The following is a 19,754-nucleotide window of genomic DNA, read 5'->3' as shown; positions in this document are numbered from 1 at the left end:
TCGGCCGTCCCACCAGCCTGTTTGACGGATGCGTGCGACCATGCCAGCGCTGATCTATAAGCCGGACACCGAGAGCGAGCGGGTTTTTCCGCTGCAGGTCGGCCTGAACAGGGTCGGCCGCAACCGTGACAACCAGGTCTATCTGAACCGGGCCGATGTCTCGCGCTACCATGCCGAGATCGCTGTCACGCCCGAGCGCATCCTTCTTAAGGACCTGGGCAGCAGCAACCACAGCTTCGTCAACGGCCGCAAGGTCAAGGTCACAGAGCTTGCCGACGGCGACGAGGTGCGATTCAGCAGCATCCGGCTCAGCTTCCGCGAGCATATGGAGGACGGCTCCAGCACGGTGGATGAGACCGCCGCGGAGGATGAGGACGGCACCCTGGCGGCCGAGATCGCCGAGAAGGGCCGGGTGGAGGACGGCGTCACACCGGCCCGCCGGGCCGAGCTCGCGCAGATGGTCGCCGGCACGCCGGCATCCCGGCCGGATGCCGGCAGCGCGGCGTCCCTGTTGCAGGTGCCGGAGGGATGGAACACTGACCCGAAGCACGTCCGGCTCCAGATCCTGCTGGACCTGGCCAATCGCCTGTCCGCGCCCACAGGGGCCGCCGCGCGCATGGGCCAGGCCCTGGACCTGACCCTGGGCTATCTGGCGGTGGATCGGGCTGCGGTGCTGGAGCAGCCTGAGCAGCCCGACGTGGATGCCGAGCCGCTGCCGGGTGCGGTGGCGTCGGCGCCTGCCTCCAGCCCAGGCGAACGGTCCTCCCAGCCTTCCCCGGGCGCGCCGCGGCCCCACACCCTGGCCGTGCGTCAGCGCACAGAGCGTGATGCCGCCGATGGTGCGTTCTGGGACATGGCGCTGGTGGCCACGGCCATCGCCAAGCGTGGCCCTGCGCTCAGCGTCGACGACGCCGCCGATGGCGGTGTGCACGTGGCGCTCGCTGTGCCGCTCGGTCAATCCGCTTCGGATGCGGCGCTCTATCTTGCCAATCTGTCCGCGGCGGGCCCCTATGGCGATGCGGACTTGGAGCTCATCGGCGAGCTCGCCGAGCAGATCGGCATCGCGCTCGCCAATGCCCGCGCCCTGGACGCCCTGCGGGCCGATGAAGAGGCCGGCGCGGACTCCGAAGTGGTATCGGGGCAGGTGCTGTCCTGGGCGGCTTCCGGTCTGGATCTGGACTCGGCACCGAATGGCTGAGGCGGGGCCACGTCAGCGCGCCGGAGCGACGGCGCCGATCACGCCCCAAGGCGCTTTCCCCATCCCCTACTCCACAACGCAGGGATAGCGCTCGATGCCCGCCTCGGCCATGGCCACGGCACGGAACACGGCGCGGCCCTTGTTCATGGTCTCTTTCCATTCCAGCTCCGGCAGGGAGTCCGCCACCACGCCGGCGCCGGCCTGGATATGCAGCATGCCGTTCTGGATGACGGCGGTGCGGATGGCGATGGCCGTATCCATGTTGCCGTTGAAGGCCAGGTAGCCCACGGCACCTGAGTAGATGCCGCGCTTGACGGGCTCCAGCTCGTCGATGATCTCCATGGCGCGGATCTTGGGCGCCCCGGAGACCGTGCCCGCCGGGAAGGTCGCCCGCAGCACATCGATGGCGCTCATGCCGGGCGCAAGGTCGCCGGTGACATTGCTCACGATGTGCATGACGTGGGAGTAGCGCTCGACGATCATCTGGTCGGTGACCCGCACTGTCCCGGTCTTGGCGACCCGCCCGCAGTCATTGCGCCCGAGGTCGATCAGCATCAGGTGCTCGGCGAGCTCCTTCGGGTCCGCCAGCAGCTCGGCTTCCAGGGCCTGGTCTTCGTCTTCCGTGTAGCCGCGGCGGCGGGTGCCGGCGATGGGGCGGACCGTGACCACGCCGTCTTCCAGGCGCGTCAGGATCTCCGGCGACGAGCCGACGATCTGGAAGTCGCCCAAGTCCAGAAAGTACATGTAGGGCGAGGGGTTCAGCCCGCGCAGTGCCCGGTAGAGGTCCAGCGGCTCGGCCTGGTAGGGGATGGAGAGCCGCTGCGAGAGCACCACCTGCATGCAGTCGCCGGCCAGAATGTACTCCTTGATGCGCTCCACCGCGGCCTTGTAGCCGTCCTCGCTGAAGCCGGAGATGAAGTCGGTTTCCGCCACCTGACGACCGCCGGCCTCCGGATTACGCGGAGCACCGCACTGCATCTTTGCCACCAGCGCGTCGATGCGCGCCTGGCCCGTCGCCGGGCTGTCGCCGGCGGCCGGGTCCAGATGCACGATGATGTAGATGCGCCCGCGCAGGTTGTCGAAGACGACCACCTCCTCGGAGAGCATCAGCAGGATGTCCGGCGTGCCCATCTGGTCCGGATTCGGGCAATGGGCGAGCTTGGGCTCGATGTAGCGGACGGTGTCGTAGCCGAAATAGCCCACCAGGCCGCCGGCGAAGCGCGGCATGTCCGGATGCTCGGCGGCGCTGTAGCGCGCCTGGAACTGCTCGATCCAGGCGAGCGGGTCCTCGGCCTCTGTCGCCTCGACGACGCTGCCGTCGCGCTCCACCACGATGCGGTGCCCGTAGACCTTGAGCACCGTGCGCGCCGGCAGGCCGATGATGGAATAGCGGCCCCATTTCTCGCCGCCCTGCACGGACTCGAACAGATAGGAGTACGGCCCCGCCGCGAGCTTCAGATAGCAGCTGAGCGGCGTGTCCAGGTCCGCGAGTACCTCGCAGACGAAGGGGATGCGGTTGTGGCCCTGGCGCACCAGGGCAGCGAAGTTCTCAGGCGTCATGGTGGAGCACTCCGTTGGATGCGACGGCGGCGGCAGGGCGGCTCGGGCGGCGTCAGCCGCGCCATCGTTGTGACCTGCGTAGCGGACGTGCGGAGTGCGTCTCGGGCGGCATGGCGTCGTGTCGATCCGGCGGGGCGCTTGTTGCTTCGTTGCGGGTCATCAGCTTGGCTTCGTCCCGTTGCGTCGTCGCGCGAAACGCTGTCCGCGACGGGGTTGTGGGCGCTCCCACGCCCGACTGGCGCGCGGCGCAAGCCGCGAGGCCGGCCCCCGGGTACGCCGACTTCAGTCGGCAACTTGGGGCACGCGGACTTCAGTCCGCCGACAGCAGGTGCTGCCTGGCTTCAGGCTTTCCGCGGCGCTGCACTGGGTACTGCACTGGGCACTGCACTGGGCGCTGGTGAGCACTGCCTAGGGTGGATAAGCGAAGCGCATCCACCGATTGCGCTCAAATACCGTCTGTGGTGAGCAGGCCGGCGAGCTCCGCCAGCGAATCGATCACCGCATCCGGCCCGGCATCGCGGATGTCCAGCCCATGATTGTACCCGTAGCTCACACAGACCACCGGAAAGCCCGCGCCCCGCGCCGCCTTCACGTCGCTGATGGAATCGCCCACCATCAGTGAGGCCGCCGGCGCCACGCCGAAGTGCTCCGCCGCGTGCAGCAGGGGCAGGGGGCTCGGCTTCTTCTCCGGCAGGGTGTCGCCGCTGATGATGATGCCGAAGTGCGCGGCCACGCCGAGCGCGGCAAGCAGCGGCTCGGTGAACTGCGCCGCTTTGTTGGTGACGCAGCCGACCTGCATGCCGCGGGCCGCCAACAGCTCAAGCCCCTCCGCGACCCCGGGGTAGAGCCGGGAATGCTCGCCGTTGTGGGCCGTGTAGCGCTCCAGAAAGATCGGATAGGCCCGGTCGAAGTCGGCGGGGTCCGGCTCGCCGTCCAGCGTCCCCGTCAGCGCACGCTTTACAAGGCGCTCGACGCCGTTGCCCACCCAGTTGCGGACCGCCGCCTCGCCATGGGGGGGACGGCCAAGCTCGGTCATCATTGCGTCCACGCTGTGGGTGAGATCCGGCACGCTGTCCACCAGGGTGCCGTCGAGGTCGATCAGGACCATTTTGGGGCCGAAGCGCTGCGTCATGCGGATGCTGCTCCTCAGTTGGGCAGAAAGATCCTATCCAACACTTGCTCCGACGTGTAGGGACAGGATGCGGGGAAGGTGTCCTGACCGAGACGGCGCTCCTCCGCCGCCAGCTCGACGGCATCGGCGCAGGTCTCCTGGATCAGATGCTCGACATCCAGCTGTTCGAAGCGCCGGCCGCGGTTTGGCGTCGGTCCTGCGGGTTTCCTGGGCGTTCTCTTTCATGTGAGCCAAAAGGAAAGACCTGACCGCATGCTCCCTGATGCCCTCTGACCCCGTGCTCCCGTTACGCGCTCTTGTGCTTTGCGAGAAGCTCCCTCACGGCCGGCACCAGCTCGGTGGGAATTCCAATCAATTATCACGGGCGCCCTGGGACCTGGATTAAGTGCTCAGGTCGCGATCTTTCGGGCGAGAGCCCAAGACTCCGGGGCAGAAGATATGTCATCCATGCGCTTGGGCCTCAAAAATAGGATGGCTCAAGCTTTTTGAGGGCGATCACGCCTGACAAGCCTCGGCGGCGCCTGTGATCAGGACGCTGACGCCCTGATCATGGGGCCTGCGGCAACACTCAGCCGCGAACCGACCTCAAGGCCTCCCGCATCTTGCCGATGATGCTGTCGTAACGGTTCGGGTCGCTGTCCTGCCCCTTGCCGAAGATGCCGGAGCCGGAGACGAAGGTGTCGGCGCCGGCGGCCTTGATCTCGGCGATGTTGTCCACCTTGACGCCGCCGTCAATCTCAAGACGAATCTCGCGGCCGGAGGCGTCGATCATTTGGCGCACCTGCCGGAGCTTGTCGAGGGCGGCGGGGATGAAGCTCTGGCCGCCGAAGCCCGGGTTGACGGACATGAGCAGCACCATGTCCACCTTGTCCATGACGTACTCCAGGTAGGACAGGGGGGTGGCCGGGTTGAACACCAGGCCCGCCTTGCAGCCCTCGCCGTGGATGAGCTGAAGGGTGCGGTCGATGTGCTCGCTGGCCTCAGGGTGGAAGGTGATGTAGCTGGCACCGGCGGCGGCGAAGTCCGGCACGATGCGGTCCACGGGCTTCACCATCAGGTGCACGTCGATGGGGGCGGTGACGCCATGCTTGCGCAGGGCCTCGCACACCAGCGGGCCGATGGTGAGGTTCGGGACATAGTGGTTGTCCATGACGTCGAAGTGGACGATGTCGGCGCCGGCGGCGAGGACGTTGTCCACCTCTTCGCCGAGCTTCGCGAAGTCCGCGGACAAAATGGACGGTGCGATGAGGTCTTCTGCGGCCATCGTGGGTCTCCGTAGGGCGTGCCGCGGCGCAGCGGCAGCCGCTCGGCACGGGCATGAATCGAGACCCGGCACTTTAACCGATGCCGGTGGGCTTTTCACGATGGAGGGGCTCCGGGGCAGGGCTGAGCGCTGAGGGCTGAGGGGCTTGGGCGGGCGCTCGTGACACCGCTCTGCGGTGTCACGCCGCTTGCTGGCGCTCTGCGCCTGGAGGGACCTTCAGTGGCTGGCGCCGTCCTGGCGCAAAGTGTGCAGACCTGCGAGCGATCTGTCGGCCGCTGCTTGCGGGGCCGGCCTGCGCACGCCTGCGCGGGACGGCTGCTGTTGGTGCTGCGCTGCGGAAAGCCTGGGGCGAGGCCGTCTGCGTTGCTGCGCGGACTCAAGTCCGCCGTCCCCAGGATGCCGACAGAAGTCGGTGTACCCGGGCGCGGGCCGTGGCTCGCTCAGTCGTGCACTAATCGGTGCCGGCGGGCGCCTCGGCGGCGGTGGCGGCATCGGCGTCGGCCTCCGGCGCTTCGATGGCGAAGATGTTGAGCTCGATGGCGAAGAAGCAGAGGATCCAGAGCAGCGCGTCGTAGAAGTCGAGCCAGCTGCCGTCCAGGCCCCAGAGCAGGGCATAGACGAAGAGGGCGCCGTAGAGCAGCGTCTTGAGCGCGTTGCGCACCCGCCACTCCCAGTGCCCGTAGCGCCCAGGCACATAGACGTCGTACTCCAGGATCAGCACGATCAGGATCCAGGTCCAGGCGTTCCACATGTCCACCGCGCCGTACTCGGCGATGTAGGCGGCGCTGGAGTAGCCGAAGGCGCTCCAGAGCACCAGCGCGTAGGCGGCGATGCGCCCGCCGTGGATGCCGTACCGTTCCCAGCTCGACAGATAGGGCTTGTCCATCTGGCTGGTCTCCCACTCGAACAGCAGGAGCAGTACCACCCAGGCGAGGCTGTCCAGCCCCTCGGTGACGGTTTCGTGGAGCAGGAACAGGACGATGTTGACGGCGAGCAGACCGTAGACTGTCCACTTGAACCAGGGGAACCAGCGGCTCGCGGGGCTTGCGGCGGTGTGGTTCATAGGGGAGCGTCTTCGTCGATGATGCAGTGCGTCACGACCGCCGTGTCGCCGTCCACGCGCCAGCGGATGTCGCAGTCGTAGAGCCTGAGCCCGAAGTCGGTGCGCTCCGGGTAGCGGTCCATGTAGCCGGGGCGGGGGTCCTGGGCGATGACCTGCGCGATGAGCCGGTGCAATGCGAGGCGGCCGTCCGGATCGCGGGCGGCGACGGCTTGTTCCGCGGCGGCGGTGAAGTGCACGCTGAACCGGCTGTGGGGCTCCGCGTGGGCGAAGCCGCCGGCGGCGTCGGCGATGGCATCGGCATAGGGCACATAGGGCTTGATGTCCAGCACCGGTGTGCCGTCCAGCAGGTCCACGCCGGAGACCCGCAGCGCCAGGCCCCCGGGCTCGTCCACCAGCCCCTGGTGCGCCACCGCGGACAGGCCGATGGGGTTGGGTCGATAGGGCGCGCGGCTCGCGAAGACGCCCACCGAGCGCCGCCCGCCGAGCCGCGGCGGGCGTACGGTGGGCTTCCAGCCGGCCGTCAGGCAGTCGTGGTGGAAGACCCAGAGCAGCCAGACGTGGCTGAAGCCGTCCAGGCCGGCGAAGGCCTCGCGCCGGTCATAGGGCGGGTGCAGCAGGATCTGGCCCGGGGCATCCACCAACCGCGCCTGGCGCGGGATGCCGAACTTGTCGGTGAACGGCGTCCGTGCCGTGCCGATGGGCTCGAAGCCGAAGGTCATCAGCGCCGGCGCCCGGGGCCCAGCAGCTGTTTCGGCTTGCGCGCGCTCACCAGCACATAGTCGAGCCCGCGGTAGACGCTGGTGGCCTCGAAGCGCAGCGCGAGCCTGGCCGGCAGGCGGGCCATGGGATGCAGGCGCTGGAGTGTCTCCGGGTGCTCGGCGAGATACCGATGCAGCGGGGCGTAGACGTGCTCGCGGATGGACTCGATACGGATCTGCTCGAAGCCGCCCACGGCGAGCTTGGAGTGATAGGTGGGCCTGGTGTAGGCGTTCTCCGGCGGGATCGCGAACTTGCCGGCCACCAGCCGCCAGGACAGGCGCTGCTCCAGCCGCGCCGGGAAGCCGCGCACGCTCGGCATCGGAATGATGTCCGCCAGCACCAGCCGGCCGCCCGGGCGCAGCACCCGCCAGGCCTCGCGCAGGAAGTGCTCCCGGGAGCGAAAATGGAAGGCGCATTCCACGGCGACCACCTTATCCACGCTGGCGGACTCAAGCGGCATCTCCGTCGCCGAGCCGTGGCGCAGATCGATGCGGTCGTCAAGCCCGAGCTTGCTCACCCGCCGCCGCGCGACTTCCACCTGGGAGGCGGTGATGTTGAGGCCGATGATGTGTCCGGGCTTGAGCGTCTGCGCCCAGAGGATGTCCTGGTCGCCGAAGCCGAAGCCGCAGTCGAGGACGTTGTCCTCGGGGCCGAGCTCCGCGGTCTCGCCCACCAGCATGGCGAGGGCGTCGCTGGCGGCATCCAGGTCTGCGGCCTCGCGCCAGTAGCCCAGATTCAGGTACAGCCCGCGCTCGGTGGGCGAGCTGGTGGCCAGCAGATCGTAGATCGCATTGGCATCGAGACCGTGGAAGGGGTTGTAGAGCCAGTTCAGATAGCCCAGGCTCTCGCGCAGGCGGCTGGTGGGCAGCGTCGTGTCGGACATGGCAGGTCTCCGTGTGCGTTTGCCTGGAGGTGGGGGCGGCCGGCGCGCGGCGCGAGATGCGATGTGCGAGGGACCACGCTCGTCGTGCGCCCTGTTGCCCCAGTGGGCGTGCGGCCTGCTGTGCAATGCGAAGTTGCCTTAGGGTACCGGCCACGTTGCGAATGACTGCATAACCGCAACTTTCCGTGGGCGGGTGCCGCCCGGTGCGGCGGCGCCATCGTCCCAACCCTGTGAACGCTGGGAGGCTCCCATGGCTTCGGCTCACCGCTACACCTTCTCGCAGCGCCTGCTGCACTGGCTCATCGCGCTCCTGGTCCTCGGCCTCTTGGCCATCGGCTTCACCTTCTGGGGGCTCGGCTACCAGGGCGTTGTCGATACCTTTGGCCAGGACACCACCAACGACCTGTACAAGTACCACAAGACCTTCGGCATCCTGCTGTTGCTGCTGATGGTGCTGCGCGTCGCGCTGCGGCGCATGTCGCCACCGCCCGCCTACGAGCAGCCGCTGCCGGGCCCCCAGAAGGCCATCGCCCGTGGCACCCATCTGCTGCTCTATGTGCTGCTGCTCGGCATGCCCATCGGCGGCTGGCTCGCCACCGCCGCCGGCGGCTTCCCGGTGCAGTTCTTCGACTGGAACCTGCCGGGCTTCATCGGCAAGGACGAAGCGCTGAGCGAGCAGCTCTTCATGTTCCACGGCTACGCGGGGCTCGCCGTCGCCGCGCTGCTGGTGCTGCACATCGGTGCCGGGCTCAGGCACTGGAAGCGCAAAGACGGTGTCATGAAGCGCATCAGCCTGCCATGAGACGCGTCGGCGCTTCCGGCACCCGGTGGGGCATCGGCACCGCCGCGCTGCCGGCCGCATGGCTGGCCGCATGGCTGGCAGCACCCGCGGCGGCCGCCGCGGGTGCTGTCGAGCTGACCCTGGCCACCTGGAACATCGAGCACCTTGCCGCCGCCGACGGTGCCGGCTGCCGGCCGCGCACCGAGGCCGACTACCAGCGCCTGCGGGAGGTGGCCCGGCGCCTGGATGCGGACATCGTCGCCGTCCAGGAGGTCCAGAACGCCGATGCGCTGCGCCGTGTGTTCGACCCGGCTGTCTATGACGTCGTGGTGTCCGCCCGCCGCGAGGAGGGCCGCGACGCGTGCCGGGGCATGGCCGGCCAGCGCCGGCTCGCCCAGCGCACCGGCTTCGCCATCAACCGCGAGCGGCTCCGTGCCGCCGGGCTCGATTACCGCCTGCTGAAGGGCTTCCGCGAGCTCGGCGTGGACGGGCGACGGTGGGGCGCCCGCATCCGGCTGGAAGGCGACAGCGCACCGGCGCTGGAGCTCATGTCCCTGCACCTCAAGTCCGGCTGCGCCTGGGGTGGGCTCGAAGGGCGGGTGCGGCGTGAGCAGTGCCGGATACTGCGCCGCCAGCGCGGCATCCTGGAGGAATGGATCGATGCCCGCGCGGAGGCGGACGTCCCATTCGTCCTGCTCGGTGACTTCAACCGCCAGCTCGATCAGCGCAACGACCACTTCTGGAACGACATCGACGACGGCGAAGTCTGCGCCTGGCGCAAAGACCCACAGCTCGGCCGCGCCTGCAAGCGCAACAGCAGCCGGCCGGACCCGGACGCCGACCTGGTGCTTACCGGCGCCGGCCGGCCGTTCCCATACGCCTACAACCCCAAGTATCCCTACGCCATCGACCACATCGTCCTCGGCGGGCCCGCCACCGACTGGGCGGTGCGCGGCAGCTGGCGGGTGCTGGACTATGGCGGCGGCCCCAAGCCCTCCGACCACCATCCCATTGCAGTCACCCTCCGCCTTCCGCCCGGATAACGGGAGCGGTGCGGCCTGGCAGGGGCCGCGTGCTGAACCGGGCTCCGTGTCCGGGGACGCTCCGCCTAGGGAAAGCTGCACTCAAGATACGGGGACGGTATACTGAACAGCCACGAGGCCTGTCTGCTGGCGCCCGTTGTCGTACCAAGCACTCGCTCCGAGCTCCGGCATTGGTCGTGGTGCCGGAACCTTGTTGGACCACATCCGCGCCGGCCAGGGGAAGCTCGTGAACCTGTGCGGTAATGCCGGCAACGGCAAGCCGGCCGTCGTGCAGCATCTCGTGAGGCGGCGCGGCGTCGAGGACATCCAGTCGTCCCGCCGGGTCTGGCAGGCCGACGTGGACGACGGCCGCCGGCTCATGGCGAATCTTGGCAGCGCGGTCGCCTGGCGCCGGCTGTTCGATGTCGAGACCGGACCTTGATGCCGGTACCCCTGACCGACGGCTGAGCCGCTGGTGCGGTGCCTGTGTGCGGTGCGCACCGTCGGCTCAGTGCAGGCCGCGTGGCGGGGAGGCCGAGCCCGCCCCTGGGTCATGCGTGACCCTTGCCGCGCGGCATACGCCGACGATCTGAGCCGAGCCGCTTCCGCGTCAGGCCGACGCCACCTCGCCGGTCTTGTCGTGGACGTTGACGGGCAGGGTTTCCATTTTGCAGATGGTCTCGTGCACCGTGCAGTGGCCGGAGACGCGCTTGATGGCCTCGGCACGCTTGCCGACGTCCGCGTTGGGCAGGTGCACGTCCACCATCAGCTCCTTGAGATGCGCCGGGTCGGTGGCCTTCTCGTAGTGGACTTCGACATACATGCCGCTGGAGTCGATGTCGTGCTGGTTGCAGTACTGCTGCACGAAGGCCGCGATGCACGATGACAGCGAGGCGACGAAGTAATCGGGCGGCGTCGGATGCCGGCCCTTGCCGCCCCATTCCGGGGTGGGCGGCACGTCGTTCATGATCTTGAAGTCGCCTGCCTCGGTCTCGAACACCATATCGCCGGCGTGGTGGGATCGCATTGAGGGCATGTGCAAATCTCCCTGTTGGTGGTTGCTCCGGACGCAGGGCGTCGGAGGTGTGATTCAGCCCGCTGTGCGCGACGGCGTCAAGCGCGTCGAGGCGCCACCGGCATGCCGCCGGTCCGCTGTCCGGAGCAGCTTGTGCGGCGGACGGCCACCACCGGGCGTGCTGCGGATGCGTACCCTGAGGATGCGGTATTCTCTCGGCCTTTTTGGGCAGCCGCGGACGCGTACATGAGCAGACAGCAACACCCGGGCACGCGTTGGGCCCCCACTGCGCCGCGGTTCTGGGGGTGCTGGGCGCTGTGCCTGCTGCTGCTAGCCGGGCCCGCCGCGGCGCAGCAGTCCTGCCTCAAGCTCGTGTTCAACCGCTACTGTCTGGGGGGCGATGTCAACGCCGTGGCGCAGCAGCAGCCCCCGACGCTGCGGCAGGATCAGGGCGAGCGCGTGGCGCTGGTCTACTACGAGGGCCGGGACCGCGTCTACGTGCTCGCCTGGCGCGGGGTCGTCTACAAGGTGCTGCGCGACCATCGCATCGCCTCGCAGCTGCACTACGAGGACCTGTACCAGATCCTGCGCCGCAAGTACGGCGAGGGCGAGGATCGCAGCAGCTTCCCGGAGCATGCGTACACGCCGGGGCGCAAGCAGATCGCCATCCGCCGCGGCGAGGGCAGGGCGGTGCACCTCTGGCAGACCGATGCCGGCTGGCATGTGGAGCTCAGCTGGACCCGCGAGACCGGCCTGGCACTCGCCTACATCGCCGATGCGCTCGACCAGCAGCAGGCGGCGGCGATGGAGAGCGGCTATTGAGCGCTGCGGCAGCCCGCTGACCCGTCCCCCGGACGCCGCCGGCAGGCGCTGGGTGTCGCCTCAGGACAAGGCCGGGGCGTTTGCGAAGCCGGTGTCGGTGGGCTCCTGCCGGTCGGCACGGGCGGCTGCGGTGTCGCAGCGGGCCTCCAGCGCTGTGGCGTCGTCACTTAGGCGCAGGAGCCGCGCCGCCACAATCTGCCCGACGGCCTCCGACGGTGCGCCCCGCAGCCGCACCGGCAGATAGCTCGGCGTGAAGCCGGCGGCATAGGTGCCGGCGGCGTCCCGGTTCTCGCCTTCGATCAGCACCGGTAGGGTGCGGCCCACCTGGGCGCGCAGGCGGGTGGCCTTGAGCTCGGCGCCGAGCGCGTGCAATGCGCGCGCCCGCCCGCGCCTGACGGGCTCCGGCACCTGATCGGTCATGTCGGCGGCCAGGGTGCCCGCCCGCGCCGAGTACGGAAAGATGTGCAGATGGCTGAAGCCCATGGCGGCCACGAAGTCCAGCGTCTGCTGCCATTCGGCGTCGGTCTCGCCGGGGAAGCCTGCGATGACGTCGGTGCTCACCTCGAAGTCCGGCACGGTGGCGCGGGCGGCCGTCACCAGCTCGGCGAATGCGCCCGTGCGGCAGCGTCTTGCCATGCGCTTCAGCACACTGTCGGCGCCGCTCTGCAAGGGCAGGTGCAGATGCGGCATCAGGCGCGGGTCCTCGAACAGGCGCCAGAAGGCCGCCGGCAGGTCCCAGGGCTCCACGGAGCCGAGGCGCACCCGCGGGATCTCCGTATGGTGGAGGACGGCCGCGATGAGCCCGGCGAGATCGGGTGCGTCCGCCGCCGGCAGACCCCGCCCGTAGCCGCCGAGCTGCACGCCGGTGAGGACGATCTCCTTGACCCCGGCCGCGGCCACCGCGTCGATCTCGGCAATGATTTCGGCGAGCGGGCGGCTGCGCTCGGCGCCGCGGGCGATGGTGGTGATGCAGAAGGTGCATTGGTAGCGGCAGCCGTCCTGCACCTTGACGAAGGCGCGCTGACGCCCGCGGGCGAACAGGGCCTCGGCGGCATCGGTGTCCGGGCTCGGTGTGCGCGGTGCCGGCAGCGCGAGGGCATCTGCTGCGATGTCCACCAGCCGGTCCTTGTCGGCGTTGTCGACGACAAGGTCGATGCCGGCGTCGCCCAGGTCCGCGTCGGTCAGGGACGCGGCGCAGCCGCTCACCACCAGACGCGCATCCGGATGGGCGCGCTTCAGGCGCCGCAGCAGCTTGCGGGACTTGCGCACCGCCTCCGCCGTGACGGCGCAGGTATTGACCACCAGCAGGTCCGCCGGCTCGTCGCTGCCCGCAATGCGGCAGCCGCGGCGGCGAAACTGCCGCGCCCAGGCCTCCAGCTCCGCCTCGTTCAGGCGGCAGCCGAGGGTCTCCAGGTAGACGCGCGGGGCGGCATCGGCGGGCATTATGGGGAGCGGTGGCGCCGGGTGGGCTGGGGGTCGGGGCTCAGCGCCGCGGCGGCGGGCCGCTCGGGGGCGGCGGGCTGTTCTGGTGCAGGATCATGGTCCAGCCGGCCTCGCCACGGCGGCGGAAGACGTTGGTGGCGAAGATGCCGGGCGCGCCCGGCGGTGCATCGCCGGCGTTGTTGTGCTCGGTGACGTAGTGGATGGCCACATCGCCGAGCTCCACCCAGCGCAGATGGGTCACCCGGATGTCGATGGGCACGTCGCTGCGCAGCAGCTCGCGCATCATGTTGCGCACCTGCACGCCGTGCACGATGGGCTGCATGGGCAGCACGCAGGCGATGTCCGGCGAATCGTCCCAGACGCGGGCCATGAGGTCCGCATCGCGGCCCTCCAGCGCGTCGTAGTAGGCATCCTCGGCGGCCTGGGGGGTGTCGAAGCCGGTGGTCATTGCCGCGCGCCCTGTGGCTGTCCGGGTGTCACCTTGGTTGCCGGCGGTGCGGGCATGGCCGCCGGCGGCATGCCGAAGCCGGGTGCGGCACCGGGCTGACCGTAGCCGCCGCCGGTGGGGAGGTCGCTGCGGCGCGGGATGCTGATGCGGATGACTTCCGCGCTGTCCTCACGCTGCATGGCCCGCACATCCGCATCCGGCGGTGCCGGCAGGCGCTGCACACGCTGCCCGGCGGAGAAGCCCCAGCTGCGGGCATAGCCGCGGCCGTCGTCGAAGGTCTCTGCGCGGCTGGTCTCCGCCGTGCGCCGCACCACCAGCAGCAGGCCGCCGCCGGCCGGGCGGACCTGCACCTGCTCCGGCGGCAGCCCGCGCAGGTCGATGTCCAGCATATAGGCGTCGTCGGTGCGGCTTTGGGTCAGCCCGAGGCCGGCGAAGTCGAAGGCGAGGCGACCCGTGTCCGAGTCGTACTCGGGCCGCGCGCCGGCGCGCGCCGCGCCGGGCGCCGGGAGCCTGCCCGCGCTCGTATCCGCTGGTATCCCGGGTGCCTGTGCAGGCGGCTGCACGGGCAGACCGGGCACGGCGGCGCGCGCGGCTGGTGGAGGGGCGGGCGCAGGTGCCTCGCCAGCCTGTGACAGGGTCGGCAGCAGCAGACAGCCTGCCGTGAGCAGAATCCAGCGTGCCTTCATCGAACGGTCTCCTCCTAAGGCAAAAGGGCGGCGCCCGAGCGGCCTTGGCCCGGGCGCCGCGGGCCACGCTGCGCGGCCCGTGAACGCTGCCCGCCAGTATAAAGCCAGCCGTTCAGCGGCGGCAGCGCCAGGTGGGTTGGCCGTCAGGGGTCAGAATACCCCAGTCGAGGAGCAACAGCCGCGCATCCTCGGCATCGTGCAGGTACCAGTCGCAGGCGGAGCCCAGACGAAAGCTGTAGCCCCATGCGTCCATGTCCCGGCACAGGCGCTCGGCGCCGACGCCCGACAGCTGGTCGGCGATGCGGATCTGCAGGTAGCACACCGCGCTCTCCTCGGCATCGTCGCCCCCGGCGTCGGTGTGCAGCGTACGGCGCCGGTCCTCTGTCATGCAGATGTAGTGGCAGGCCTCATGCAGGGCAGAGTGTAGGGGAGTATCCTCGCGTACGTACAGGCCGTCCCCGATCATGCCGGCCTCGGGGGCGCCCCACCAGCTGCCGGGGATGCCGTCTCCGGAGGGGACATGGTTGATGTGCATGCCGAAGCGTGCAAGGCGCTCGGCAAGGTCGGGGATCGCATCTGCACGCAGCATGACAGGGGTCGCCTCACAGGGGTCGCTTCTCCCAACGTGATGCTCTTGACGCCGAAGGTCGTCGGCTACCAGCTCCGTCTTGTCGGGAAATTTTACAGACTGGGGTGATCCACTGACCACATCCTGCTTTATTCACCCACGGTAATTTCAGAAACAGGCTGGTAGGCTCTACGGCACAAGAATTGCAGGGACCGCCCGAAGACCAGTCGTCAGCCACTAAATGTAAAGCTAGGCTATGATCTCAGATCCGCTCCGCCCTACGTCGCCCCTGCACCGGGTCCATCGGAAGTCCAGCGAGAGGGCCAAGCGCTTCACCGTGAGCGCCGCCGACGGTGGCAGCACCACAGTGGCGAGAATGGCCGCCGGCGTTGGCTCGGCCAGTGCCCGGGTCGCAGTCGGCGTTGGCTTGCAGCGGTTACCGACAGGGCTGCGACTCGCCTGCGGCAAACCGACGGTTGCGCTCCTGATCGCAACACTGGTGTTGATGACGGCGGTGCTGCTGCCCCGGCAGGTTTTCGCCAACGCGCTTGCCACAGCGTCGATGAACATCACCGATTTCGGCTGGTACGTGGACGACGGCGATGGCAACCCGAACGATGACCGTCGGGTCACGATTTCCCGCAACCCGGGAGATTCCCCGGACATCCTGTTGTTCAACAGCGACGAGGAGGCGAGCGTTTACGCGTCCCTCACGAGGAACGGCGCAGCAGTGCCCGGTTCTCCCGAACAAAGAACCGGTACCCGCGTCGTCTCGGATACGATGCCCAACGCGCTTGACTTGGCTCCGGCATGCGTCGGTGCCGGCTGTGGGGCCGCACCGTCCGGCTTCGGTCCGGTACCGAATGCGTTGCCCGGCAGCGCCGGCCCGGAATACGTGCACGCCGATCAACGCTACACGGGCTTCTTCGCTGATGTGCTCGGCGGCGGGCCGACCGGCTCCGCCACCCTTGGCCTGCGCTCCGACGCATCCTTGGTTACCCGCCCGTCGGCTGCCAACGGGGGCCTCGGCGGTGGAGGGCCGGCTGACGCAGCGGCGTCCCAGAGCGTCGAGTTCGCTCTGGCCCAGCGCACCTTCGACTCCTACTTCAAGATCGAGTTCTTGGCGCAGACAATCGCCCGACTCGGTAACAGTCCGGGGAGCGCGAGCGCACAGACGTCGTTTGTGGTCGATGTGGACCGCTTTGGTGACGCTGGCGACTTCCAATGGACTCCGAGCAATCTCTCATTGCTGAGCTCGGTCGCCGCGGCGGATACGGATGACCCAAAGGGCAATTCCGCCGGGGACACGCCCACGGTGCTTTACTCGTTCGATACCCTTGGAGCTTATAAAGTTATCGCCAACGAGTTTTACACGATCGGCTTCGAAGCGGCGACGTCCGCACAGGCTCAGCTCGCTCCCGCTGTGCCTGTGCCATCCGCCGTGTGGCTGTTCGGCGTCGGCTTGTCGGGTCTGATCGCAGTCCACGCGCGACGCCGGCGTTGCGTGTGTCAATGCTGCGTCTAGCGGTTGCGGCGACGCTGCGCGTGCGCCTTCGCGTCGCCCACCAACTGTCCGGGGCGACCGCACATCCGGGCACTGAGCGCGGCACCGCCACCTGGAAGGCTCCCTGGGCGATCACGCGCGCGCTTCCGCAGGCATTCTTGTCGCTGGCGCTGAGTGCGGTGGTCGGCTGCTCCGGTGACGCGGCCCCGGATCTGTCCGCGCTGTTCGATGAGGCTGAGCAACTCCAGGCGGCCGGGCAAACAGGGCCTGCCGAAGCTGCCTTGACCCGGGCGGTTCAGCTGGAGCCGGAGAGCGCGATGGCCCGCTGGCGACTCGGCAACCTGCTCTATGACATGGGGCAGTTCGAGTTTGCGGCAACGCATCTGAATTCGGCGATGGAGCATGGGATGCAGGCTTCATCGGTTTTGCCGCTCCTGGCTCGGGTGCTGTTGCGCTCCGGTGCCTACGACAAACTGCTTGAGCTTGATCTGCCAGCCGATATCTCGCGCGAGGCGCAGGGTGAGGTTATGGCTCACCAGGCCGTGGCCGAGCTGCTGCTCGACCGGATCGACGCGGGCAGAGCGCGTCTGACGGAGGCGGCTCAAATTGCACCGGGCAGTGAGGCGGTGGGCGTCGCGAATGCGCGGTTGCTCGCCGCTGCGGGGCGGCGTGAAGCGGCGGAGGAGCAGCTGCGGGACCTCATTCTGCGCTATCCGAGCAGTGCCGATGCGCTCGGCCTGCTTGCCGATCTCACCCGAGATCTCGGGCGACTGCGCGAAGCCGAGGTCCTGTACGGGCGTGCCTTGGTCGTGGATCGGTTCGCGGTGCATCTGCATTTCCTGCGAGGTGAAGTCCGGCTTGATCTCGGCTGGGCGGATGCAGCGGCGAAAGACGCGGACGCCGTGCACGCAGTGGCGCCGGATACGTTTGCCGATCACTACCTGCGGGGGCGCCTGCTGCTGTTGCGTGGAGAGCCCGAGGCGGCGTTGACGCGGCTCGAGGCCGCCGGGAAGCTCAAGCCGTCCCATATCGGGACACTGCTGTACGGTGGTGTGTCCGCCTACGCGCTTGGCCGCATTAACCTGGCTGAAGACTGGCTGTCACGCGTGCTGAAGGCTGCCCCGGAAAGCGTCGCTGCTCGGTCCGTGCTCGGAGCGCTCAGGTTCAGCCAGGGTCGCCACCTGGAAGTCGAGCGCCTGCTTCGCCCCGTCGTCCGAGCGCATTCAGATACAGCGGTGGGCAGTGAGTACGCAATGCGGATTCTCGCCGCGAGTCTCATCGCGCAGGACAAGGCGGCGGACGCGGTGCCATTGCTGAGCAGATTGGTACAGGCCGACCCGGAGGATCCGCGCACGCAGCTGGACCTGTCCATTGCTCAGATTCTGAGCGGAGCCGGCACGCGCGGCGAGCAGATACTGGATGGACTGTTGGCCCGGCATCCTGGTTTTGTGCCCGCGTACGAGTATTTGACCGCGTACCACGTGCGTCGGCAGAACTGGGCCGAGGCGCTTCGCTGGACGCAGCTGCTACAGCGCCGGTATCCGGAGGAAGACGGCCCTGTGCTGCTGGAAGCCGAGGTCCTGCTTGCTGCTGGAAGACTGGAATCGGCGCAGCAGGTGCTGGATGCAGCCCTGAGCATTGCGCCGGACTCTCCAAGGGCCCACCTGCGCCATGGCGAGCTGGCACTCCGACGTGGCGATACGACAGCCGCCGACAAGCACTTCAAGCGCATTCTCGAGGACAGGCCGGAACATCTCGATGCCCTGGTTGCGCGCGCAGGGATTGCGTCCAAGCAGGGGCGGGCGGACGACGCTGTGAGGCTGCTGCAAGCTGCGGTGGACTCACACCCGGGAATCTTGGGCCCACGTCTGAAGCTGGCGCCGCTGGTACTTGCGCAGGGTGACGCGGCAGGAGCGGTCGCTGTGCTGCAGCAGAATGCGGTACCAGCATTCCGCCGCGAGCCCAGCTATCTGAGGCTGCTCGCAGAGACAATGCTCGTCGCCGGGACACCGCAGCAGGCGGCCGAGGTCGCGCGAGAGCTGGTGGCGTTGGAGCCCGACTCCCTGAGCGCATACTCGCTTTATGCGAGGATTTTGACCGTGCTCGATGACAAGGTCGCCCTCGAGGATACGCTGCGGCAGATGCTCACAATCGAGCCGGGGCATGTGCCGACGCTGCTCGAGCTGGTACGACTGCAGATCGCGACGGGGCGATTCGAGGTGGGAGAGCGACTCTTGGGTCCCGTGCTGGCCGAGATCGAGCGGCCAGCGTTGGCGGACTTCTTGTACGGACTGATACTGATGGCAACGGAGCGGCCTGTGCAGGCGATCGGACCGCTGCGGCACGCTTACAGCAGAGCGCCATCCCAGCGCGTTCTGCTGGCCCTTGCGAATGCTGAAGCCCAGGGTGGGCGACTGGAGGATGCCATCTCCCGGGAAAGCAAATGGCTTGAGGAACGACCTGACGATGTGTCGGTTCGCGTTAACCTGGCGGCCCATCTTGTGCAGGCGGGGCGCATTTCCGACGCGATTGCGCAGTATGAGCAGGTGCTTGCGACGAGGCCCGACCACGTGGTGGCCCTGAACAACCTCGCCTGGTACGCCATGGAGCAGGATGTCGAGCGGGCGATCAGCTATGCGCAGCGCGCCCTCGAGGCCCGGCCGGATTCACTGGACATCGCCCATACACTCGTCACCGCGCAGGTTGAGGCCGGGCAATGGCGGGATGCGGAGCTGACCCTGGATCGCGCGTTGGCGCGCTATCCCACCGATCCGGGCTTGCTCTGGCTGTCGGCCCGAGTGCTGCATCAAAAGGGCCGGGATGAGCGTGCCGTGCAGCGACTTGAGCGGCTGCTGAACAATGACCTCTCCTCGGACCAACGTGAGCGAGCGAGAGGTCTGTTGGCCCAGATCCAGGATGAGCTGCGCGCCGAGGAGGCCGAGCAACTCTGGTGAGCACGGCGAGGCCCGAGGCGCGGCGAGCTGTGTGGCGCTGTAACCGGCAGGCTGGGCGCTGGCCCTCACGGCAGCTTGTCCGCTACGCTTCGGTCTGCGCAGACGTGGCGAGCTTCCGCGGAGGTGGACATGGCTAGACAGCGCTTCGATGAGCAGGCGACACCGGTGGTGCCGGATGCCACTGACCGATCCCATATGCGGCTGCAGTCGCAGGCCAGAACCGGCGTTTGGGGCGCGTCCATGGTGCTGAGTGCGATCATGGTCGGCGGCGGTCTTGGGCTTGCGGCAGCCGCGACGCTACAGCCCGCGGCAGGCGTCGAGCCTGACCTCGCCAATCTCCTTCACGCCATGGTCGGCATCAAGGCGCTCATCTTCGCCGGCGCAGCGGCCCTGGTACTGCTGCGGCTGCGCGGGCCAGTGCGCGCGGCGTCCATCGCGGGCTACGCGGCGGGGCTCGGCATGTCCGCGGCCGCGCTTTTTTGGCTGTGGGGGCTCTCCGGGCTGTTCTTGGGGTCGGCGCTGTTCTACGGCGGCCTGATCCTGACCTACCTGACGGCGAGCCGCGACCCGTTGCTGGTGGCCGGCCTCAAGCGCTCACTGCCGCAGGACGCGTCGCTCTCCGGCCGTCCTTGAGGCGGCTCCGGTGCCGCAG

General features: G+C 68.6%; 20 protein-coding genes. 8 read left to right on the top strand and 12 right to left on the bottom strand.

The features are described 5' to 3' along the window. Positions 1–40 precede the first annotated feature (40 nt). A complete protein-coding gene (locus QZ607_RS13390; protein WP_295883451.1) occupies positions 41–1,198 on the top strand; it encodes an FHA domain-containing protein in 1,158 nt (385 codons plus the stop codon). Between the two features lie 66 nt (positions 1,199–1,264). Here the strand turns inward: QZ607_RS13390 and trpE are convergent, their stop codons facing one another. The 7 genes from trpE to QZ607_RS13360 form a co-directional block, all read right to left on the bottom strand. Continuing rightward, the gene (trpE, locus tag QZ607_RS13385; protein ID WP_295883449.1) at positions 1,265–2,758 is read right to left on the bottom strand and encodes an anthranilate synthase component I; all 1,494 of its coding nucleotides are present in this window, start codon (positions 2,756–2,758) and stop codon (positions 1,265–1,267) included. Positions 2,759–3,203: 445 nt separating this feature from the next. Continuing rightward, a complete protein-coding gene (locus tag QZ607_RS13380; protein ID WP_295883446.1) occupies positions 3,204–3,890 on the bottom strand; it encodes a phosphoglycolate phosphatase in 687 nt (228 codons plus the stop codon). A gap of 14 nt (positions 3,891–3,904) precedes the next feature. Continuing rightward, positions 3,905–4,033 (bottom strand): DUF29 family protein, encoded by a 129-nt coding sequence (locus QZ607_RS25865; RefSeq protein WP_367268193.1) that lies wholly within the window; start codon positions 4,031–4,033, stop codon positions 3,905–3,907. A 425-nt stretch (positions 4,034–4,458) separates the two neighbouring features. Further along, the gene (gene rpe / locus QZ607_RS13375) at positions 4,459–5,154 is read right to left on the bottom strand and encodes a ribulose-phosphate 3-epimerase (protein ID WP_295883444.1); all 696 of its coding nucleotides are present in this window, start codon (positions 5,152–5,154) and stop codon (positions 4,459–4,461) included. A gap of 451 nt (positions 5,155–5,605) precedes the next feature. Then, positions 5,606–6,217 (bottom strand): hypothetical protein, encoded by a 612-nt coding sequence (locus QZ607_RS13370; protein WP_295883441.1) that lies wholly within the window; start codon positions 6,215–6,217, stop codon positions 5,606–5,608. Next, positions 6,214–6,936, bottom strand: coding sequence for a tRNA (N6-threonylcarbamoyladenosine(37)-N6)-methyltransferase TrmO (gene tsaA / locus QZ607_RS13365; RefSeq protein WP_295883437.1), 723 nt, complete (start codon positions 6,934–6,936; stop codon positions 6,214–6,216). The genes QZ607_RS13370 and tsaA overlap by 4 nt, the downstream gene beginning before the upstream one ends. Beyond that, on the bottom strand, positions 6,936–7,859 hold the full coding sequence (locus tag QZ607_RS13360) for a class I SAM-dependent methyltransferase (RefSeq protein ID WP_295883434.1): 924 nt from the start codon (positions 7,857–7,859) through the stop codon (positions 6,936–6,938). Before QZ607_RS13360 ends, tsaA begins: the two co-directional genes overlap by 1 nt. Before the next feature lie 250 nt (positions 7,860–8,109). On the opposite strand from QZ607_RS13360, the gene QZ607_RS13355 reads away from it, so the two are divergent. The 3 genes from QZ607_RS13355 to QZ607_RS13345 all read left to right on the top strand — a co-directional run bounded on the left by QZ607_RS13355 (position 8,110) and on the right by QZ607_RS13345 (position 10,104). Continuing rightward, positions 8,110–8,661: a cytochrome b/b6 domain-containing protein gene (locus tag QZ607_RS13355; RefSeq protein WP_295883432.1), complete on the top strand. Its 552-nt coding sequence runs from the start codon at positions 8,110–8,112 to the stop codon at positions 8,659–8,661. Beyond that, the gene (locus tag QZ607_RS13350; RefSeq protein WP_295883428.1) at positions 8,658–9,683 is read left to right on the top strand and encodes an endonuclease/exonuclease/phosphatase family protein; all 1,026 of its coding nucleotides are present in this window, start codon (positions 8,658–8,660) and stop codon (positions 9,681–9,683) included. Before QZ607_RS13355 ends, QZ607_RS13350 begins: the two co-directional genes overlap by 4 nt. Before the next feature lie 193 nt (positions 9,684–9,876). Beyond that, positions 9,877–10,104 carry a hypothetical protein gene (locus QZ607_RS13345; RefSeq protein ID WP_295883425.1) on the top strand — a complete coding sequence of 76 codons (228 nt, stop codon included), beginning with the start codon at positions 9,877–9,879 and terminating at the stop codon, positions 10,102–10,104. A gap of 168 nt (positions 10,105–10,272) precedes the next feature. Here QZ607_RS13345 and QZ607_RS13340 read toward each other — a convergent pair whose 3' ends face one another. Then, a complete protein-coding gene (locus QZ607_RS13340; RefSeq protein WP_295883423.1) occupies positions 10,273–10,698 on the bottom strand; it encodes an OsmC family protein in 426 nt (141 codons plus the stop codon). A gap of 225 nt (positions 10,699–10,923) precedes the next feature. Between QZ607_RS13340 and QZ607_RS13335 the strand changes: the two genes are divergently transcribed. Next, a complete protein-coding gene (locus tag QZ607_RS13335; RefSeq protein WP_295883421.1) occupies positions 10,924–11,499 on the top strand; it encodes a hypothetical protein in 576 nt (191 codons plus the stop codon). Between the two features lie 60 nt (positions 11,500–11,559). On the opposite strand, the gene mtaB is transcribed toward QZ607_RS13335, so the two are convergent. The 4 genes from mtaB to QZ607_RS13315 form a co-directional block, all read right to left on the bottom strand. Beyond that, on the bottom strand, positions 11,560–12,942 hold the full coding sequence (gene mtaB, locus QZ607_RS13330) for a tRNA (N(6)-L-threonylcarbamoyladenosine(37)-C(2))-methylthiotransferase MtaB (protein ID WP_295883419.1): 1,383 nt from the start codon (positions 12,940–12,942) through the stop codon (positions 11,560–11,562). A gap of 40 nt (positions 12,943–12,982) precedes the next feature. Beyond that, the gene (locus QZ607_RS13325; RefSeq protein ID WP_295883417.1) at positions 12,983–13,390 is read right to left on the bottom strand and encodes a nuclear transport factor 2 family protein; all 408 of its coding nucleotides are present in this window, start codon (positions 13,388–13,390) and stop codon (positions 12,983–12,985) included. Next, complete coding sequence (locus QZ607_RS13320; RefSeq protein WP_295883414.1) at positions 13,387–14,076, bottom strand: Hsp20/alpha crystallin family protein; 690 nt, start codon at positions 14,074–14,076, stop codon at positions 13,387–13,389. The genes QZ607_RS13325 and QZ607_RS13320 overlap by 4 nt, the downstream gene beginning before the upstream one ends. A 112-nt stretch (positions 14,077–14,188) precedes the next feature. Further along, positions 14,189–14,665 (bottom strand): hypothetical protein, encoded by a 477-nt coding sequence (locus tag QZ607_RS13315; protein WP_295883412.1) that lies wholly within the window; start codon positions 14,663–14,665, stop codon positions 14,189–14,191. A gap of 316 nt (positions 14,666–14,981) precedes the next feature. Here QZ607_RS13315 and QZ607_RS13310 point away from each other — a divergent pair, with 316 nt between their 5' ends. From QZ607_RS13310 to QZ607_RS13300, 3 genes are all read left to right on the top strand, one after another. Further along, positions 14,982–16,169 (top strand): hypothetical protein, encoded by a 1,188-nt coding sequence (locus QZ607_RS13310; protein ID WP_295883410.1) that lies wholly within the window; start codon positions 14,982–14,984, stop codon positions 16,167–16,169. Beyond that, the gene (prsT, locus tag QZ607_RS13305) at positions 16,157–19,102 is read left to right on the top strand and encodes an XrtA/PEP-CTERM system TPR-repeat protein PrsT (RefSeq protein WP_295883408.1); all 2,946 of its coding nucleotides are present in this window, start codon (positions 16,157–16,159) and stop codon (positions 19,100–19,102) included. Before QZ607_RS13310 ends, prsT begins: the two co-directional genes overlap by 13 nt. Positions 19,103–19,231: 129 nt before the next feature. After that, entirely contained in the window at positions 19,232–19,735 is a 504-nt protein-coding gene (locus tag QZ607_RS13300; RefSeq protein WP_295883406.1) for a hypothetical protein, read from the top strand. Positions 19,736–19,754: the final 19 nt, after the last annotated feature.

This window comes from uncultured Thiohalocapsa sp., from assembly GCF_913063425.1.
GTDB lineage: Bacteria > Pseudomonadota > Gammaproteobacteria > Chromatiales > Chromatiaceae > Thiohalocapsa.
Note: the sequence above shows the minus strand (reverse complement) of the source record. Positions and strands in the feature narration are given on the sequence as shown.

Excerpts from the sequence above, each read along its gene's own strand:
- mtaB (WP_295883419.1), bottom strand. The coding sequence starts at position 12,942 with ATGCCCGCCGATGCCGCCCCGCGCGTCTACCTGGAGACCCTCGGCTGC.
- QZ607_RS13335 (WP_295883421.1), top strand. The coding sequence starts at position 10,924 with ATGAGCAGACAGCAACACCCGGGCACGCGTTGGGCCCCCACTGCGCCG.
- QZ607_RS13325 (WP_295883417.1), bottom strand. The coding sequence starts at position 13,390 with ATGACCACCGGCTTCGACACCCCCCAGGCCGCCGAGGATGCCTACTAC.
- QZ607_RS13350 (WP_295883428.1), top strand. The coding sequence starts at position 8,658 with ATGAGACGCGTCGGCGCTTCCGGCACCCGGTGGGGCATCGGCACCGCC.
- QZ607_RS13315 (WP_295883412.1), bottom strand. The coding sequence starts at position 14,665 with ATGCTGCGTGCAGATGCGATCCCCGACCTTGCCGAGCGCCTTGCACGC.
- QZ607_RS13300 (WP_295883406.1), top strand. The coding sequence starts at position 19,232 with ATGGCTAGACAGCGCTTCGATGAGCAGGCGACACCGGTGGTGCCGGAT.
- QZ607_RS13355 (WP_295883432.1), top strand. The coding sequence starts at position 8,110 with ATGGCTTCGGCTCACCGCTACACCTTCTCGCAGCGCCTGCTGCACTGG.
- QZ607_RS13340 (WP_295883423.1), bottom strand. The coding sequence starts at position 10,698 with ATGCCCTCAATGCGATCCCACCACGCCGGCGATATGGTGTTCGAGACC.
- QZ607_RS13390 (WP_295883451.1), top strand. The coding sequence starts at position 41 with ATGCCAGCGCTGATCTATAAGCCGGACACCGAGAGCGAGCGGGTTTTT.
- trpE (WP_295883449.1), bottom strand. The coding sequence starts at position 2,758 with ATGACGCCTGAGAACTTCGCTGCCCTGGTGCGCCAGGGCCACAACCGC.
- QZ607_RS13380 (WP_295883446.1), bottom strand. The coding sequence starts at position 3,890 with ATGACGCAGCGCTTCGGCCCCAAAATGGTCCTGATCGACCTCGACGGC.
- tsaA (WP_295883437.1), bottom strand. The coding sequence starts at position 6,936 with ATGACCTTCGGCTTCGAGCCCATCGGCACGGCACGGACGCCGTTCACC.
- prsT (WP_295883408.1), top strand. The coding sequence starts at position 16,157 with ATGCTGCGTCTAGCGGTTGCGGCGACGCTGCGCGTGCGCCTTCGCGTC.
- QZ607_RS13320 (WP_295883414.1), bottom strand. The coding sequence starts at position 14,076 with ATGAAGGCACGCTGGATTCTGCTCACGGCAGGCTGTCTGCTGCTGCCG.
- rpe (WP_295883444.1), bottom strand. The coding sequence starts at position 5,154 with ATGGCCGCAGAAGACCTCATCGCACCGTCCATTTTGTCCGCGGACTTC.
- QZ607_RS13370 (WP_295883441.1), bottom strand. The coding sequence starts at position 6,217 with ATGAACCACACCGCCGCAAGCCCCGCGAGCCGCTGGTTCCCCTGGTTC.
- QZ607_RS13360 (WP_295883434.1), bottom strand. The coding sequence starts at position 7,859 with ATGTCCGACACGACGCTGCCCACCAGCCGCCTGCGCGAGAGCCTGGGC.